Raw genomic sequence first — 17,976 nt, forward strand, 5'->3', positions numbered from 1 at the left:
TGAAGTGAAATCAACCCATTTTTGTGTCAATTTAGAGCAACATAGCTGCTCATTTTTACAACATCTCATTTTTGGGTTTAGCCAAAAGGCCTATGAAGATAGTCTCTAAGTGTGATAAGGGAGATGGGTACGAAAAAGCATAATTCAAGAGCAGCAATAAAACTTCTGTTGTGTTTAAGAGAACGTTATACTCCAATGAGCGACATTTACGAGGCTAAGCATTACATGGCAAAGAACCGCTACGATCCAAAACAGCTCAATGAACTGATGGGTAAGTGGTCAGATAAGCTGCTCAATTACTCAGACAAATCAAAAAAGATGGCTGAACTGCAAGCCTGTTTAGAACGGGCAATAGGGCCTATTTTGAGTAAAAAGTCTCGCGTCGCCAATTACAGAGACGGTATTTTGATTATTGAGGCCGCCTCAGCAACGCTGGCAACCCGACTAAATTATTTAAAAATGGATATACTTTCGCAATTTCGTCAGTCAGGTATGATCGAGTGCTCTCAGGTAAAGGTCACAACCAACCCTGAAGCGCAACAACGGCTCTCTTCGAGTCATAATCCGGGTAAGCAATCTCAAAGTAAAGAACCAAGCGGTCGTATCATGAGCGAACATACTGCAGCTCAGTTGAAAGAGCTAGCCAGCAACGCACCACCCAGCTTACAAGCAAAACTATTAAAGCTCGCAGCGCATGCACAAAAATCAGCCAAAAAAAATGACGCTTGATGCGTCATTTTTTTCGTTGCTTTTTATCTCAGGCCGTTGCGATTTCAAGTCCTGGCGCAGGCATTGCAACTGGCTCGTCGAATGTTGCCCATTCCCAAGCTGACTCGGTAGCCATAATTTTACGAAGTAAGGCATTGTTCAAGCCGTGACCCGATTTATAGCAAGTGATCTTACCAAGAATGTTATGACCTGCCATAAACATATCACCCACGCAGTCTAGGATTTTGTGCTTAACAAATTCATCATCATAACGCAGACCATTGGGGTTCAATACTTTATAATCGTCCAATACAACGGCATTATCCATACTACCGCCTAATGCTAAGTTATTGGCATGCATGTATTCAATGTCTTTCATAAAACCGAAAGTTCTAGCCCGGCTGATCTGCTCTGTAAAGCTCTGTGCTGTAATATCCAACGCAATGCGCTGGCGACTATCATTAATTGCAGGGTGATCAAAAGCAATTTCAAAATCAATATGAAAACCATCATAAGGGGTAATTTCTGCCCACTTATCACCGTCTTCAACGCGCACTTTTTCTTTAATGCGGATAAAACGCTTGGCAACGTTTTGTTCTTTGATCCCGCCTTTTTGCAATAAATAAATGAATGGTAATGCACTCCCATCCATAATTGGCACTTCTGCGCTATCAAGCTCTACAATAAGGTTATCAATACCCATCGCGGCTACAGCGGCAATTAAGTGCTCAGTGGTCGAAAGACGAATACCATCTTTGTTAGTTAAACAAGTACACAATTGCGTATCACCAACAGCTTCTGGCGTAGTTTCAAAATCGACGACTGGATCAAGATCCACACGACGAAACACCACTCCGGTGTTTTCGCTCGCAGGTCGGAGAGTGATCGTGACCTTTTCGCCCTTATGAAGCCCTACACCCGTTGCTTTTACAACTTCGGCAATTGTACGTTGTCTAATCATAGCTTCGCCCACTTTTATTACACATAGACGGCGGATTGTATCACAGATACGACCTGCTGCCAATTGTTTAATCTATAACCAGATGTTAATCTGATTGCTTGCGCAAAAATGCCGGAATATCAAAGTAATTATCTTTGTCTTTCTCTGCTTCTTTACTGCTCTTTTTAGCTGTTTCAGAACTTGTACTTTGCGAGTTGCTTGGTGCAGAGCTACTTGTATTTGAAACAGTTTCTTGGCTTACTTCTGTTTGCGGCTGTGTAAAACTTGGCACAAACATACCCGCCGATTGCGTATTCTCTTGGCTTGCAGTACCAGCGTCAGAACCAACCACTTTCTTAAAACCATTATCCACAATACCAAACTGCGGACGACGCTCACCACCTAAACCTGTTGCTACAACAGTTACACGTAGTTCATCGCTCATTTCAGGGTCAATAACAGCACCCACAACAACAGTCGCGTTTTCTGAGGCGAGTGCTTTAACATGGTTACCAACAATCTCAAATTCTTCAATTGTAATATCCATACCTGCTGTGATGTTAACCAAGATCCCCTTAGCACCTGTTAAATCTACATCTTCTAACAATGGACTAGAGATAGCGGCTTCGGCTGCTTCTTGTGCTCTATCAGGGCCCGATGCAGAAGCGGTTCCCATCATGGCGGTGCCCATCGCAGACATCACTGTTCTTACGTCAGCAAAGTCAACGTTGATCAAACCTGAGCGAGTAATTAACTCTGCAATACCTTGTACAGCGCCAAATAAAACATCATTTGCTTTTGCAAACGCATCTAGGAGTGTAGTGCCTTTACCCAAGACTTTAAGTAATTTGTTGTTGGGAATTGTAATAAGTGAATCTACAATTTCTGACAATTCCCCAATCCCTTGATCAGCGGCAGCCATACGTTTTTTCCCTTCCAAATCAAATGGACGGGTAACCACTGCAACCGTTAAAATTCCAAGCTCTTTAGCGACACGCGCAACAACAGGTGCAGCACCAGTACCTGTACCGCCACCCATACCAGCGGCAATAAATACCATATCTGCACCTTCTAGAGCAGTTTTAATGGACTCAATGTCTTCTTCTGCAGACTTACGACCCACTTCAGGGTTAGCTCCAGCACCTAAGCCAGAAGTTATCTGCGTGCCTAATTGCACTGTCACATCTGCTGAAGACTTACGAAGTGCCTGCGCATCGGTATTAGCTGCAATAAAACGCACACCTTCAATTTCTTGTTTCACCATGTGTTCAACGGCATTACCACCACCGCCACCAACACCAATGACTTTAATTACAGCTTCTTCGCTGTGCTGTTCCATAATATCAAACATCTTTCACTCTCCGACTTGAGCTTAAAACTCGCCTTGGAACCATTTTGTAATGCGGCTCCACCAGCTTCCTTCCGACTCTGCTTTCGACTTTTGTGCATTCATCGATTGCAGCGTTCGGCCATATTGTAACAAACCTACAGCAGTTGCATATGCAGGATCGTCAACATAATCTGTTAAACCAGTAATTCCAATAGGCTTACCTATTCTCACTGGCATTTGACAAATATCTTCGGCTACCTCTAAAGCGCCGGCCATTTTGCCGCTGCCACCTGTAATCACCAGGCCAGCAGCTATTTGATCTTCAAACCCCGAGCGGCGAATTTCTTCCAGCGCCAGCTCTAATAATTCTCTAAAACGTGGCTCAACCACCTCGGACAAGGTGTGTCTTGACATCAAACGAGCAGGGCGTCCACCTACGCTTGGCACTTCAATGGTATCTTCGCTACTGGCCATTTGACTACTTGCACAGGCATATTGCACTTTTAATGATTCAGCATGAGAAATTGGGGTACGGAATATTTTTGCAATATCTCCCGTCACTTGATTACCCGCAACAGGGATCACCGCAGAATGACGCAATGCACCATTTAGATAAATTGCTATGTCCATGGTACCACCACCAATATCAACAACCGCAACCCCAAGCTCTTTCTCATCATCTGTGAGCACTGAATAACAAGACGCCAACGCGCTAAACGTTAATTGGTCAACTTGTAGACCACATCGTTCAACACATTTTTCTAAGTTTTTAGCCATATCATTTGAGCATGTAATGATATGTGCTTTTGCTTCCATACGAACACCGCTCATACCTAAAGGGTTTTTAATCCCCTCTTGCATATCTATGCTGTATTCTTGCGGCAACGAATGAAGCATTTTACGCTCTGCAGAAATGGGCACTGAGCGCGCAATGTGGATCACATTTGCAATATCATCATCACTCACTTCGGCATTGTTAATTGCCACGACACCGCTTTCATTCTGACACTGAATATGCTTGCCTGAAATACCCAAGTAAACCGAGCTAATTCGGCAATCAGCCATCAGCTCAGCTTCATCGATCGCACGACGAATGGACTCAGAGACCAGATTAAGGTCATTGACTCCACCTTTATCCATACCATGGGACACTTGGTTACCCACGCCCACAATACTAAGTTGATTGTCCGCAGTAATTTCTCCTACGGTTGCAACCACTTTTGAAGTCCCTACATCCAACCCTATTACCAGGTTTCTTTCTGCTGACTTGGTCATGCTTCACTCTTACTTTGTTGTTCTTGTATTTGCGGATATTTCCAGCTAATTGCCAGTCCCGTATCATAACGTAGGTCTATCACATCAATGGCTGCACCATCTGGCGCTTGCATTTTTGGATAGACATCAATAAACCTTTGTACTCGTTTGGCTATTTTTTCTCGGCCTAAATTTAAGCGAATGCCACTATCTAGCCATAATTGCCAAGCAAAACGCTCAGAGAGCGCTAAACTCACAAGCTTAAAGTCATTAACTTTGAGCATGTCTTTAAATTGTAAAAATGTTCGCCATGCTTCTTGCTCACTGCCCTCTGGGCCATACAGTTGCGGCAGCTCTGTACTAAGTAAGTCGCTTTTGGCTTGAAAAACATCCCCGTGCTGGTTCAGCAATAAGTCACTATTCCAAACTGCAACAGGTCTATGTTCCACCACATATACTTGTAGCTGATCAGGCCATTGCTTACGTACTGACACATGCGCCACCCATGGCAATGCCTGCACTTTGCTATGAACCAACTTAACATCCAACTCAAAGTAGCTACTGAGGTCCACTTCTTTTATGGCCGCTATAATATCCGCTTCTTTTGTATAATATGGCTTGCCAAGTACAGTTAACTGCTTGATTTGAGCATCTTTATGCTCAACCAACCAATCGCTAACCCAATAAGTTCCTCTTACTACGCTCACCATCACAAACACGAAAAAGCTCGCACCTAAAATCAACGACCAATTAAGGCGTTGGTTTAGTTTTTGGGCTTTTTCGAAAAGTGCACGCATCTTAAAGGGTTTGCTCCAAAATGCGAACAACTAATTGTTCAAAACTTATCCCTTGCGCTTTAGCAGCCATGGGAACTAACGACTTCTCTGTCATTCCTGGGACCGTGTTCACTTCAAGCAAATAAAACTGTCCATTTTCATCTTGCATCGCATCCACACGACCCCAACCTTTAGCCCCGACTAAATCAAAAGCATGCTTAGCCATTATTTGTAGTTGCGACGTATACGCCTGTGAAATATCGGCAGGGCAAAAATACTGCGTACTATTTACTTGATACTTTGCCTCGTAGTCGTAAAACCCTCGAGGTGTTTTCATTTCAATGACTGGTAACGCTTCGTCTGCAAGCATTGCTACTGTAAATTCTCGACCGGTGATCCATTGTTCAACTAAAACGTGTTCATCGAATTTGAATGCATTATTTAACGCTTCGGTTAATTCTTGCGCTGTACATGCCTGAGCCATACCAATACTTGAACCTTCATGAGAAGGTTTCACCATCACTTTCCCAAATTCGCTAATAATAGCTTGCGCATTAAAACCGATGCTGGCATCCACCACGGCATAAGGTGCGGTGCTCAGTTTTGCAGATTGAAAAAGGTGTTTACAGCGCACTTTGTCCATTGCCAATGCGCTGCCCAACACCCCACTGCCTGTATAAGGTATACCCATATACTCAAGCGCACCTTGGATTGTGCCATCCTCACCACCACGACCATGTAACGCGATAAACACACGTTCAACTTCTAAACTTTTCAATTCCCAAAGGTTTCTCTGAGCGGGATCAAATGCAATCGCATCAACACCTGCGCTTAGCAACGCATTTAAGACAGCTTCACCCGATTTAAGCGAAACTTCACGTTCAGCAGAACTACCGCCTAACAATACTGCTACTTTACCAAACTGATTCATGCGTCACCTTGTTGTAATGCTGCTAGCGACATTTTGCTGGCAGCCAATTGTTTTACGATTTGACCTATGTTGCCTGCCCCTTGAGTAATAACAAGATCGTTATCTTGCATTGCTTCAGCAAGTACCATTGACAGCTCACTGTGGTCACCAACATGAATCGGCTCAATACCGCGCTGCCTTAAACTACGGCATAGGCTTTTACTATCAGCGCCAACAATCGGAGCCTCTCCAGCACTGTATACATCCAACAAAATAAGTTGATCTACTTCAGATAGTACTTTTACGAAATCTTCATACAGATCCCGAGTACGCGTGTAACGATGGGGTTGATAAATCATCACCAAACGCTTATCTGGCCACCCAGCGCGTGCTGCTTGAATCGTTACCGCTACTTCAGAAGGGTGGTGGCCGTAATCATCGACCAACATGACTTTGCCACGCTCATTTTCAAATTCACCATAATGTTGAAAACGTCTACCAATGCCTTCAAATTGCTCCAATGCAGCTAAAATAGCTGTATTATCGATGTTATGATCCTTAGCTACTGCTATGGCAGCTGTCGCATTGAGTGCATTGTGCTTACCTGGCATATTGAGCTTAACGACTATTGATTCACCCTTTTTAGTTACTACGGTAAACTCACTGCTGTTTACCGTTTGCTTAAAATCTTGCATTCGATAGTCTGCATGCTGTGATTCACCATAAGTAATAGTCGGGCGCGCAAAACGAGGAATAAGGTCGGCTGCCACTTGCGAATCAATGCATACCACAGCTAAACCATAAAAGGGGAGATTGTGAATAAAGTCTACATAGGTATCCTTCATTTTTTCGAAATCACCCTCATAGGTATCCATGTGGTCTGCTTCAATATTCGTAATAACCGATACCATTGGCTGTAAATGTAAGAACGAAGCATCACTCTCATCGGCTTCAGCAATCAGTATATCTCCAGTTCCCAATCTGGCATTGGTGCCAGCACTGTTCAACAAGCCACCAATAACAAAGGTCGGGTCTTGCTGAGCTTGAGCAAAAATACTGGCTATCAAACTTGTAGTGGTGGTTTTACCATGTGTGCCCGCAATCGCGATGCCATGGCGAAAACGCATCAACTCGGCCAACATTTCGGCACGTCTAACAATCGGAATACGCGCAGCCTTAGCTGCTTTTATCTCAGGGTTTTGTTCATCTATAGCGCTAGATACAACCACCACGTTAGCATCTTTAATATTGTTTTCATGGTGCCCAATAAATACTTCCGCACCGGCTTTTAATAACCGCTCTGTCATCGCATTATTAGCAATATCCGACCCTGTGATCCGATAGCCTTCATATGCTAAAACCTCCGCTATGCCGCCCATACCAGCGCCACCAATACCAATAAAGTGTATGGTGTTAATTCTTCTCATAGCTCGACGATTAGTGGTCTCTTTCACGCGTTACTCTTTTATATCTAATATTCAAATTGGTGAGCTAATTTGCTCACATACTTTTGCGACGTTCGCCGTAGCGTCTAACTTCGCATATTGCTTAGCTCGCGTTGCCAATTGCATGATCTGCTCTGGCTCCTTTAGATAAGGGAGTAGCAGTTCGTACATCGCCTGCTCGTTAAATTTATCTTGTGGCAACAGCAATGCTGCTTTTTCATTCACCAAATACCCAGCATTTGCCGTTTGATGGTCATCAACCGCATGCGGATATGGCACAAATACCGCCATTTTACCCGCGGCTGCAATTTCACTTACAGTCAATGCGCCAGCACGACAAATTACAATATCAGCCCAATCGTAAGCAGCATCCATATCATCAATAAATTCAACAACTGACGCCTCAAGACCGACAGCGGCATAACCCGCTTGTAACTGTGCTTTGTGACCCTTACCGCTTTGATGACGTATCGCCAGCGGTAAAGATGTATCTTTACTTAACAAGGCAAATGCTTTAGGCAGCGTATCATTGAGTACTTTGGCACCCAGTGAACCACCGACAACCAAACAATTTACCTGTTGTACCGCTCTTTTTGGCATCAAGCGGGCTACCGAATGTCTTATTGGATTTCCCACTACTTGCGTTTTGTGATTGACAAACGCACCGGGAAATGCGGCCAGCACTTTGTTGGCTATTTTAGCCAACAGTTTGTTACTCAAGCCAGCTACGGCATTTTGCTCATGGATCACCAAAGGAGTACCGGTTAACTTTGCAGCTATTCCCACTGGACCTGTGACATACCCCCCCATGGCTAATACCACATCTGGGCGGTGGCGTATTATAAGCGTTCGGGCCGCAATAATGGCTTTTAAAACCATCAAAGGTGCTTTAACTAGGCGTTTAATACCATTACCACGTACACCTTGGACATCGATAAAATCAATCTCGAAACCATTTTTTGGCACTACCTGAGCTTCCATTCTATCTGCGGTGCCAACCCAAGACACTTGCCAGCCTTGTGCTTGAAGCTCGTTCGCAACCGCGATGCCAGGGAAGATGTGTCCGCCAGTACCACCAGCAACCACCATTAAACGCTTCATCATCTGCGACCTCCTCGGGAACCACTTCGAGACGTAGCCTGTTTAGTTGCCATTTTGGTTTCAAAGTCCACGCGCTGTAGTACACCTGCTGCCACTATCATGACGAGTAAACTGGAACCACCATACGAGACAAATGGCAATGTTAATCCTTTGGTAGGCAAAATACCTGCACTTGCACCAATGTTGACTACGGTCTGAAAGGCAAACCAAATACCAATTGCAAAAGCAAAATAGCCTTCATATTCTTTGCCACATTTCAGCGCTCGCTGCCCTATTAGCAAAGCTCTAAAGACCAAAGTGCCTAACAACATAATGATGCTCACCACGCCAACAAACCCGAGTTCTTCAGCGACTACCGCAAAAATAAAATCATTGTGTGCTTCAGGTAAATACTGCAACTTTTGCACGCTATTACCTAAACCTTGGCCAAACCAGCCCCCTTGGCCATAAGCCATCAGAGACTGAACAAGCTGGTATCCTTTACCAAATGGGTCGTCCCAAGGCTCCAAAAAGCCAACAACACGAGCCATTCGATAAGGTTCAAAAATAATCAGCAGCACCACCAGTAAAATACCCGTGAGGATCAATGCAAAAAATTGCCATAACTTTGCGCCAGCCAAAAATAATAACCCAACAGTGGTAACAAACATCACCACAACAGTACCCAAGTCAGGTTGCATCAAGATTAAAAAAGCATACACAGCAAATACCGCAATAGGCTTGGCAAACCCTTTTAAATTCTCTTGTACTTCCTCACGTTTACGCACCAAATAACCCGCGATATAACTAAAGAAAAACAATTTCGCAAGCTCAGCTGCTTGGATTCCTACAGGCCCAACAGGGATCCAGCGCTTAGATCCATTCACTTCTCGTCCAATCACCAGTACTAAAACTAAAAGGCCCAACCCGAACAACAAGAGATAAGGATTGCAGCGTTTCCACCAAGACATAGGTGCACTGGTAGTAATCCAAAACAGCACAAACCCCATACATAAAAATGCCGCATGGCGAATGGTGATGTGGTATGGGTTATTAAACAACCTTTCAGCTACTGGCATAGAAGCACTTGTTACCATCACAAATCCAACACCGAGTAAGCACAGCATGGCGTAAAGCAAAGGCACATCATACAGCGCATTTGATTGTCTAACGTTAAAGTTCAGCCTTAGCTGTGACAAAGCTAGCATTGCGTGATCTCATCCACTAATCGGCAAAACTCTTCGCCTCTTGCCATATAATTTGGATACATATCGATGCTGGCACATGCTGGTGCTAACAAAATACAATCACCATTACTTGCAATAGCTTGAGCTTGTTTAACCGCATCCTCTAAGGTGGATACAAGATGGCTATTGCGATGCAAAGATAAAAATAACGAGCCATCTTTACCGAAACCGTAAATTGCCTTGCAATACTTAGCCATAGGTTCTGCAAGTGGCGTTAGATCGGCATCTTTTGCATCTCCACCAACAATCAAAATTATCTTACCATGGCCTGCCGATAGACTTTCTAGAGCGGCAACAGTGGCACCTACATTTGTCGCTTTAGAGTCATTGAAGTATTTAATACCATGATAATCAGCGACCAACTGGCAACGATGTGGTAAACCTTTAAACTGAGCAAACGCCCTTTCAAACGCCTTAATAGGCAGCGAAATGGGAGCCAGCAAGGCCATAACCGCCAAAGCATTAAACTGATTATGCTTACCTTCAAGGGCCATAATGGATACAGGTAATAATGGCTGTTCGTGTGCGCTAAAGAAAAGCTCCCCCTGATGCATCATTAATTGATAGTCTGCATTACTCAAACCAACACTCACACCTTGCTGGTCACTACAAAAAGTATTTGCATCAGAGGCGTTATACACTAAATGTTCGGTATGTTTATAAATACGCTGTTTGGCCGCGCAGTACGCAGCAAAATCAGGGTAACGATCCATGTGATCTTCTGTAATGTTTAAGATCATTGCACTTGTGCAATATAGGCTATGCGTGGTCTCTAATTGAAAACTAGAAAGTTCTAATACAAATACATCGTAGTCATTGCTAAGCAAGTCTAATGCAGCAGTCCCAATATTACCGCCAAGCCCCACTTTCATACCTGCTTCGCGCAGCACATCAGCAGCCAAAGTCACTACCGTTGACTTACCGTTTGACCCCGTTACTGCAATCACAGGCTTGTCATTTAATCTGGCGAATAGTTCAATATCACCGATGACTTCAACACCATCTGCAATCGCTTGGGCAACGGTTACTTCATATAACGCTAACCCGGGGCTAATAATGATCATATCAGCACTGGATAAGCTTGCCTCTGCAAGAGGGCCAAATACTGCTTCACATTGAGGCTCGTTGTCGGCTAACCATTGGGCACCTGGTGGTACCGGGCGGCTATCAACAATTCGTGGCACTATGTTATGAGATAACAAAAAGCGCACAATGCCCAGACCAGTAACACCCAGCCCGAGCACAGTTATCTTTTTGTTTTTTAACTCGTTTAAATACTGCATTACCTAATCTTCAATGTTGCCAAGCCAGCGAGTACTAAAACAATAGAGATGATCCAAAATCGCACTATCACTCTAGGTTCAGGCCAACCCTTTAATTCATAATGGTGATGAATTGGCGCCATACGGAAAATACGTTGACCACGCAACTTATAAGATCCCACTTGTAAGATCACTGAAAGAGCTTCCATAACAAAAACGCCTCCCATAATCACCAATACTAATTCTTGGCGCACTAAAATTGCGATGATCCCAAGCGCCCCACCCAAAGCAAGCGATCCTACATCACCCATAAAGACTTGCGCTGGATAAGTGTTAAACCATAAAAATCCAAGTCCGGCACCAACAATGGCAGTACACACAACCACCAGTTCGCTCGCCAACGGAATATGCGGAATATGCAGGTAGCTTGAGAAGTTCACATTACCTGTTAAGTAAGCAATGATAGCCAGTGCAGATGCCACTAAAATAGTAGGCACAATGGCTAAGCCATCCAAGCCATCAGTTAGATTTACCGCATTAGACGTGCCGACAATAACGAAGTAGCACATCACCAAATAGAACAACCCTAACTGCGGCATAACCTCTTTTAAAAATGGGACAACCAAAGTCGTTTCTGCTGCAGAGTTGGAGGTAAAGTACATGAAGCTGGCAACTGATATAGCAATAACGGACTGCCAAAAATATTTCCATCGTGCAATTAACCCTTTACTGTCTTTGCGGATCACTTTGCGATAATCATCGATAAACCCCACAATTCCAAGGCTACCAACCACAAAAAGCGTTACCCAGACGTATTTGTTATCTAAGTCTCCCCACATCAAAGTGCTGGTAAAAATAGAGGCTAAGATAAGTAACCCCCCCATGGTCGGGGTACCAGACTTAGATAAATGTGACTGAGGTCCATCATCACGCACTGTTTGTCCAATTTGCATTTTCTGCAATGCGCGTATCAACTTGGGCCCAAAGTATAAAGAAATAAACAGTGCCGTTAGGATCCCCAAAATTGCTCTTAAAGTTAGATAAGAGAAAACATTAAAACCACTGTGATATTGCGTTAAATATTCCGCTAACCAAACTAACATTTTGAGGCCTCATCAGTGCCAGATGTATGGCTACTGCTCACTAAATCTTCAACTAATAATTCCATACGTGAGCTGCGAGAGCCCTTAACAAGCACAGTGCATACTCCATCTTGTGCCTTCAGTTCATTTTGTAGTGCTTTTAGCAAATGTTCTCGGGTGGAAAAGTGTCGCTCGGGCTTTGCGAATACATCACTGCTATAGCGACTTAGTACGCCAAGAGAAAACAATGCATCAACCCCTCTTTGCTGTGCGTATTCACCCACATCTTGGTGGTATTCTCTAGCTTGTTCGCCAAGCTCTCCCATATCACCTAAGGCCAAAATGCGATAACCAGGCATGTTCATCAGCAGATCAATGCCAGCTTTTACTGAACGTACATTGGCATTGTATGTATCATCAATGACATTTAATTTCGCATTTGCTGCAATTAAATTAACTCGGCCTTTAACTGCCGCCATACCTTCCAAGCCAGAAGCAATATCACTGAGCGTTGCCCCAAGCTCGCTGGTAAGCGCCGCAGCGATAATGGCATTAGTGACATTATGTTCACCTGGCAGCGCCAGTCGTACTGGTACTTTTTCATCACGGGTACACAACATAAAGCTTGCATGTGCGGTGTCACTTAACCTGATGTCTTCAGCCCACACATCTAGTTTTTGATTGCTAGAAAAGCACTTAGTGCGTACATCACCAAGCGTGCTTTGCCACATCCCTACAAATTCACAATCGCAGTTTAAAACTGCCATGCCACCCTTTTTTAACCCAGAGAAAATCTCACCTTTGGCTTGTCCAACCCCTTCAATTGAGCCAAACCCCTCAATATGAGCAGGTGCGACGTTGCATACAACAGCAACATCAGGACTTGTTAATGCCGTGGTGTAGGCTATCTCGCCAATATGATTTGCGCCCAGCTCAATGACGGCAAATTCGTCATCTTCTTGTAACCGCAATAGGGTTAATGGCACACCGATGTCATTGTTAAAATTGCCTTTTGTGGCAAGCACTTTGCCCTTTCGAGCCAAAATGGCGGCACACATTTCTTTAACGGTGGTTTTACCTACACTCCCCGTGATAGCAATGGTTTTGGGTGCCACTTTATCAATCACGGCTTTACCAATTTTGCCAAGTGCTAGACGCGTGTCTTTCACAACAAGTTGTGTAATATCACATGCGACAGGTGTATCTACAATGGCCGCTATGGCGCCCTTTTCTTTTGCTTGAGCAACAAACTGATGCCCATCAAAATTTGGCCCTCGTAGCGCTAAAAACACCTCGTTATTTGTTATTGTTCGGGTGTCAGTATTTACATTGGCGATTGCCAAATTTTCCCCATTTAAAGGAGTATCAAGTACCGCTGCAAGCCAAGCTAAATCTGCTTTGATCATGCACTTACCTCCTGCAAAACTGTTTCAACAAAGCGCCTATCACAAAAATCCAGACGCTTATCTCCTATAATTTGATAGTCCTCATGGCCTTTACCTGCAATGAGCACCACTGCATTTTTAGGCGCATGCTCAATGGCATAGCGGATCGCTTGCGCTCTATCAATTTTGCACACAGCATACTCAGGGTTGCTGAGTCCAGCCTTAACATCATCAATAATATTTTGTGGATCTTCGCTACGAGGATTATCACTGGTGATCACGAGCAGATCTGCGTTGCGCTCAGCAGCTTGTGCCATTAACGCTCGCTTGCCTTTATCTCTGTCACCACCACAACCAAATACACAGACAACATTGCCAGGCACATGTTGCTGCAACGCTTGCAGAGCCAGTTCTAACGCATCTGGAGTATGGGCATAATCTACAACACAAGTGGGTTTATTTGGTGCGCTGAACGCCTGCATACGCCCAGCTACGGGCTTAAGGTGTTCAGCAGCTTTAAGCAATGTTGTAAATGCATATCCTTGGGTGAGTAATGTTGCCAACGCTGCAGCTAAGTTATAAACATTGAACAAACCAAACAGTGGCGTATTTAATTGTCCTTGTCCCCAGCTACTATCAATCGTAACTTTCATACCGTGTTGATCACACACGACCTCATCAAACCATACATAGTTTTCAAAAGTACTCTGTAGTGGTTTTTTACCATACACAATGAGGTTGTCGAAATGATGTGTATTTAGCCATTGCAGTGCGCACTCATCATCAATGTTGAGTACGCTGTACTGAGGCTTATATTTTTGGAACAACGTCAGCTTTGCAAGTGCGTATTGCGCCATATCTCCGTGATAATCTAGGTGATCCCTCGACAGGTTGGTAAACACCGCTGCATCAAAGTGAGTTTCGTCTAAGCGCCCTTGCACTAAACCATGAGAAGACACTTCCATTGCCACTAAGCTACTTTGTTCACTTAGTTCTGCAAGAATACGTTGCAAATCAACATTTGATGGCGTTGTGTTTGCAAGTTCTGTTAATTGGTTGGGATGACCATAACCTAATGTACCAATCACAGCAGAGGGCGTGCCACAGTGCTGCGCTAAATTCGCAATCATAGTGGTGGTGGTCGATTTGCCATTGGTGCCAGTAACACCAATGGTCGCTATTTTCTCACTTGGATGTTGGTAAAAAAGAGCGGCTATCTTTGCTGCGTTTTCACTTAGCTGAGGAACCGAAATAAAGCGTGGATGAGTCGAGCACTGAGCACTTTGCGCATCAATCAGAACACATGCGGCCCCTTTTTCGAGTGCAGATAACGCATAGTCTTCGCCATTTTGTTGGTGCCCACGAATTGCAATAAATACATCTCCGGCTTTTATGTGTCGGCTATCTACACGTAAATTAGCCACTGCTAGCGAGTCGCAGTAGACTCCCAACTTTTCAAGAACAGCACTGATATCACGATTCATTGCTAGACTCCGAAATATACGCAACGCGATCTTTATCTGGTGCTACGTTAAGAATACGTAGTGCATTTGACATGATCTCAGCAAAAGCAGGTCCCGAGGTGTGACCTCCATAATACACATCGCCACCTGGTTCATTAACCATAACCACAACCGCTAAGCGAGGGTCACTAACAGGCGCGACTCCAGCGAAATAGCCAACGTATTCATCACCATATCCCCCTGCTATCGCTTTCTCAGAAGTACCCGTTTTGCCAGCCGCACGATAACCATCAACCTTGACATTTGCAGCCGTACCGCCTTTTTCAAATACCGACTCCATCATTTCTACAACAGCATGAACATCTTCTTGTTTGAAAATACGCTCTCCCGGTGGCGGCGTTTTTTGTTTTAAAATAGTGAGTGGTCGTAGCACACCACCCGAACCAAATACAGAATAAAGACGTGCTATTTGTGCTGTACTCGCTGACACTGCATAACCGTATGCCAATGTAGCAATTTCAAAGTCTGACCAGCGACGATTTGGATAGAACAATCCGCTGCTTTCACCAACCATCATGGTGCCGGTGTCTTCCCCGAAACCAACTTTTTGATACAAGCCAACCATGTAGTCCTTAGGCAGCATTTGACTGATTTTAGCAACCCCCATATTACTGGAGATCTTTAAAATTTCGCGCAACGTCATATCGCCATGGTTTACGGTATCTTGAACCAAACTGCCTCCCAAACGCATCCAGCCAGGGTAGGTATCAATAATCGAGTCGGCTTCTATCGCACCATAATTGAGGCCAGCTAATACGGCTAAAGGCTTCAGTGTTGAACCAGGTTCAAATAAATCGGTTATTGCTCGATTACGACGTTTATAAGGCGCCGCATCACTCATATCATTAGGATTAAAGCTTGGGCTATTAACCATAGCTAACACTTCACCGGTCTTAACATCAACCACCATTGCTGAACCTGAGGTTGCTTTATAACTTAGTACGGCACTTTTCAGCGCTCTGTATGCAATCGCTTGAATACGTAAGTCAATACTCAACTCAATATTTTCAGGCTCAACTCGCTGCTCTTCAGAAAGCACCTGAATTTCTCGACCTCTGGCATCTTTGCGAACAGTGCGTTTTCCCTCAGCGCCAGTGAGCGCAGTTTCAAATAATCGCTCTATGCCTTCAATTCCCTTGCCATCAATGTCAGTAAAGCCGAGGATATGCGCTGTGACTTCACCGCTGGGATAAAAACGTTTCGACTCATCAAGTAAATGAATACCAGGCAACCTTAGTTGGCGAATATAATTGGCAACAGCCGGTGTTACTTGGCGCTTTAAATAGACAAAGCGTCGGCTCGGGTCATGACGTAAACGGCTATCCACTTCTTCATTTTTTATTTGCAGTACATCTGCCAACTCTCGCCAACGTAGCTCGTTATCATACCAAGCTTGCTTGCGGCGCGTCATTTCGCTCTCATTTTCAGCAAGTGCTTGGTAATCTTCGCCTTTTTTACGGGCCGCTTTGAGTACTTTTTTGGCTATGGATTTATCAAGTGCTTTGGGATCAGCATAAACACTGACCACAGGAACGCTTACGGCGAGTTCTTTGCCGTTTCGGTCAAAGATCATGCCGCGCTGCACTTTTAGTTTCTCAACTCGAACAGTACGTTTGGCGTTTTCTTCCCGTGCTCTATCAGGCTCGATCACCTGCAAGTAAGCAGCGCGAGCAACTAAGGTTAAAAACACCATCACTAGCAGCACACATACCAGTGCAAAACGCCAAGTGATAAGACTTGTGACTACTTTGGACTTGTTCATTGTAACACCACCACCTGCTCATCTTTAGAGGTTGGGCGTTTCATGTTGAGCTGAGTTTTTGCTATCTCTTCGATACGGGCATGCTGTGAATAAAACTCCTCTTCCACCAACAAGTAACGCCACTCTAAATCAAGTTCATCTCGCTGCTGTAATAACTCATCTTGAGCGATTAGCTGTTGGCGCGTTAAATGAGTCACTTGCACTACCGCCAATGCGGTGATAAAAATCAACAACAGCAAAAACGCAGTAAACTTGTTAGCAAACAAGCCCTGCATAATTTCTACAAATAGTTTTGGCTGTCTATCGATATTTTTGCTCATTACAGTTTTTGCGCCACCCTAAGTACTGAGCTTCTTGCTCTTGGATTAGCAGCTATTTCTTCTGCGCTTGGCTTAATAGCTTTGCCCACAGCCTTTAACGTCAAGTTTTGTTTAAGTTGTGCATCCGTTAAAGGCAGACCTCTGGGCATCGCTTCTCCCTTACTCTGCTTCTTAATAAACTGCTTAACAATGCGATCTTCTAACGAATGAAATGAGATCACGACTAAGCGTCCACCGGGCTTTAATACCTCTAAAGACGCCTGTAATGCAGTTTGAATTTCTTCCAACTCACTGTTGATGTAAATGCGAATAGCCTGAAATGTGCGCGTTGCGGGGTGTTTGTGTTTATCCTTTACAGGTACAGCTTCGTCAACCAAATCAGCAAGCTGTTTCGTTGTGGTAATTGGCGTATGTGCACGCGTTTCAATTACTTTGTGAGCAATACGACGGCCGAATTTTTCTTCACCGTATTTTTTTATCACAAAGGTAATATCTTCAAGATCAGCCTCAGCCAGCCATTGTGCTGCACTACGTCCAGTCGTTGGGTCCATTCGCATATCAAGCGGGCCATCATGCATAAAACTAAAGCCACGCTGAGCATCGTCTAATTGTGGTGAAGACACCCCAATATCTAATAAAATACCATCCACTTTACCAAGCAAGCCTGCTTGTTGAGCAACTTCTTTAATATTTGAAAAACGTGTGTGCGCTATCGAAAAGCGATCGTCTTCAGCATATCTCTTTGCTGCTTCTATCGCTTGCGGATCCTGATCGATTGCCTGTAAACGTCCTTGAGAGTCTAAACGTGACAAAATTTGTCCCGAATGACCACCTCGACCAAATGTGCCATCTATGTATATGCCTTGCGGGTTGATAGCGAGTGCGTCTAACGTTTCTGCCATCAACACTGACACATGTTGAAATTGCGCCGTCATGCTCAAACTTTGCCTTA

The 17,976-nt window shown here is 44.2% G+C and carries 16 protein-coding genes; 1 reads left to right on the top strand and 15 read right to left on the bottom strand.

From position 1 onward, the window contains the following. Window positions 1-195: 195 nt before the first annotated feature. Window positions 196-729 (top strand): DUF721 domain-containing protein, encoded by a 534-nt coding sequence (locus HG263_RS14900; RefSeq protein WP_246239978.1) that lies wholly within the window; start codon window positions 196-198, stop codon window positions 727-729. Between the two features lie 28 nt (window positions 730-757). On the opposite strand, the gene lpxC is transcribed toward HG263_RS14900, so the two are convergent. The 15 genes from lpxC to rsmH all read right to left on the bottom strand — a co-directional run bounded on the left by lpxC (window position 758) and on the right by rsmH (window position 17,959). Beyond that, window positions 758-1,669 (bottom strand): UDP-3-O-acyl-N-acetylglucosamine deacetylase, encoded by a 912-nt coding sequence (lpxC, locus tag HG263_RS14905; protein ID WP_171626880.1) that lies wholly within the window; start codon window positions 1,667-1,669, stop codon window positions 758-760. A gap of 85 nt (window positions 1,670-1,754) precedes the next feature. Further along, the gene (ftsZ, locus tag HG263_RS14910) at window positions 1,755-2,999 is read right to left on the bottom strand and encodes a cell division protein FtsZ (protein ID WP_171626881.1); all 1,245 of its coding nucleotides are present in this window, start codon (window positions 2,997-2,999) and stop codon (window positions 1,755-1,757) included. A 21-nt stretch (window positions 3,000-3,020) separates the two neighbouring features. Then, a complete protein-coding gene (gene ftsA, locus HG263_RS14915) occupies window positions 3,021-4,253 on the bottom strand; it encodes a cell division protein FtsA (protein ID WP_171626882.1) in 1,233 nt (410 codons plus the stop codon). Further along, entirely contained in the window at window positions 4,250-5,029 is a 780-nt protein-coding gene (locus tag HG263_RS14920; protein ID WP_171626883.1) for a cell division protein FtsQ/DivIB, read from the bottom strand. The genes ftsA and HG263_RS14920 overlap by 4 nt, the downstream gene beginning before the upstream one ends. A gap of 1 nt (window position 5,030) precedes the next feature. Then, window positions 5,031-5,939, bottom strand: coding sequence for a D-alanine--D-alanine ligase (locus HG263_RS14925; protein ID WP_171626884.1), 909 nt, complete (start codon window positions 5,937-5,939; stop codon window positions 5,031-5,033). Next, window positions 5,936-7,345 carry a UDP-N-acetylmuramate--L-alanine ligase gene (murC, locus tag HG263_RS14930; RefSeq protein WP_171626973.1) on the bottom strand — a complete coding sequence of 470 codons (1,410 nt, stop codon included), beginning with the start codon at window positions 7,343-7,345 and terminating at the stop codon, window positions 5,936-5,938. Before murC ends, HG263_RS14925 begins: the two co-directional genes overlap by 4 nt. Window positions 7,346-7,396: 51 nt before the next feature. Further along, a complete protein-coding gene (gene murG, locus HG263_RS14935) occupies window positions 7,397-8,467 on the bottom strand; it encodes an undecaprenyldiphospho-muramoylpentapeptide beta-N-acetylglucosaminyltransferase (RefSeq protein ID WP_171626885.1) in 1,071 nt (356 codons plus the stop codon). Further along, window positions 8,464-9,651, bottom strand: a complete 1,188-nt coding sequence (gene ftsW, locus HG263_RS14940; RefSeq protein ID WP_171626886.1) for a cell division protein FtsW — start codon at window positions 9,649-9,651, stop codon at window positions 8,464-8,466. Before ftsW ends, murG begins: the two co-directional genes overlap by 4 nt. Further along, complete coding sequence (murD, locus tag HG263_RS14945) at window positions 9,645-10,973, bottom strand: UDP-N-acetylmuramoyl-L-alanine--D-glutamate ligase (RefSeq protein ID WP_171626887.1); 1,329 nt, start codon at window positions 10,971-10,973, stop codon at window positions 9,645-9,647. Before murD ends, ftsW begins: the two co-directional genes overlap by 7 nt. Further along, window positions 10,973-12,055, bottom strand: coding sequence for a phospho-N-acetylmuramoyl-pentapeptide-transferase (mraY, locus tag HG263_RS14950; protein ID WP_171626888.1), 1,083 nt, complete (start codon window positions 12,053-12,055; stop codon window positions 10,973-10,975). The genes murD and mraY overlap by 1 nt, the downstream gene beginning before the upstream one ends. Further along, window positions 12,049-13,440, bottom strand: a complete 1,392-nt coding sequence (locus HG263_RS14955) for a UDP-N-acetylmuramoyl-tripeptide--D-alanyl-D-alanine ligase (RefSeq protein ID WP_171626889.1) — start codon at window positions 13,438-13,440, stop codon at window positions 12,049-12,051. Before HG263_RS14955 ends, mraY begins: the two co-directional genes overlap by 7 nt. Beyond that, the gene (locus HG263_RS14960; RefSeq protein WP_171626890.1) at window positions 13,437-14,903 is read right to left on the bottom strand and encodes a UDP-N-acetylmuramoyl-L-alanyl-D-glutamate--2,6-diaminopimelate ligase; all 1,467 of its coding nucleotides are present in this window, start codon (window positions 14,901-14,903) and stop codon (window positions 13,437-13,439) included. Before HG263_RS14960 ends, HG263_RS14955 begins: the two co-directional genes overlap by 4 nt. Next, window positions 14,893-16,704 carry a peptidoglycan D,D-transpeptidase FtsI family protein gene (locus HG263_RS14965; RefSeq protein ID WP_171626891.1) on the bottom strand — a complete coding sequence of 604 codons (1,812 nt, stop codon included), beginning with the start codon at window positions 16,702-16,704 and terminating at the stop codon, window positions 14,893-14,895. Before HG263_RS14965 ends, HG263_RS14960 begins: the two co-directional genes overlap by 11 nt. Beyond that, entirely contained in the window at window positions 16,701-17,024 is a 324-nt protein-coding gene (gene ftsL / locus HG263_RS14970; RefSeq protein ID WP_171626892.1) for a cell division protein FtsL, read from the bottom strand. Before ftsL ends, HG263_RS14965 begins: the two co-directional genes overlap by 4 nt. Beyond that, the gene (gene rsmH, locus HG263_RS14975; RefSeq protein ID WP_171626893.1) at window positions 17,024-17,959 is read right to left on the bottom strand and encodes a 16S rRNA (cytosine(1402)-N(4))-methyltransferase RsmH; all 936 of its coding nucleotides are present in this window, start codon (window positions 17,957-17,959) and stop codon (window positions 17,024-17,026) included. The genes ftsL and rsmH overlap by 1 nt, the downstream gene beginning before the upstream one ends. Window positions 17,960-17,976: the final 17 nt, after the last annotated feature.

It is taken from the genome of Pseudoalteromonas caenipelagi (assembly GCF_013140855.1).
GTDB classification, from domain to species: Bacteria; Pseudomonadota; Gammaproteobacteria; order Enterobacterales; family Alteromonadaceae; genus Pseudoalteromonas; species Pseudoalteromonas caenipelagi.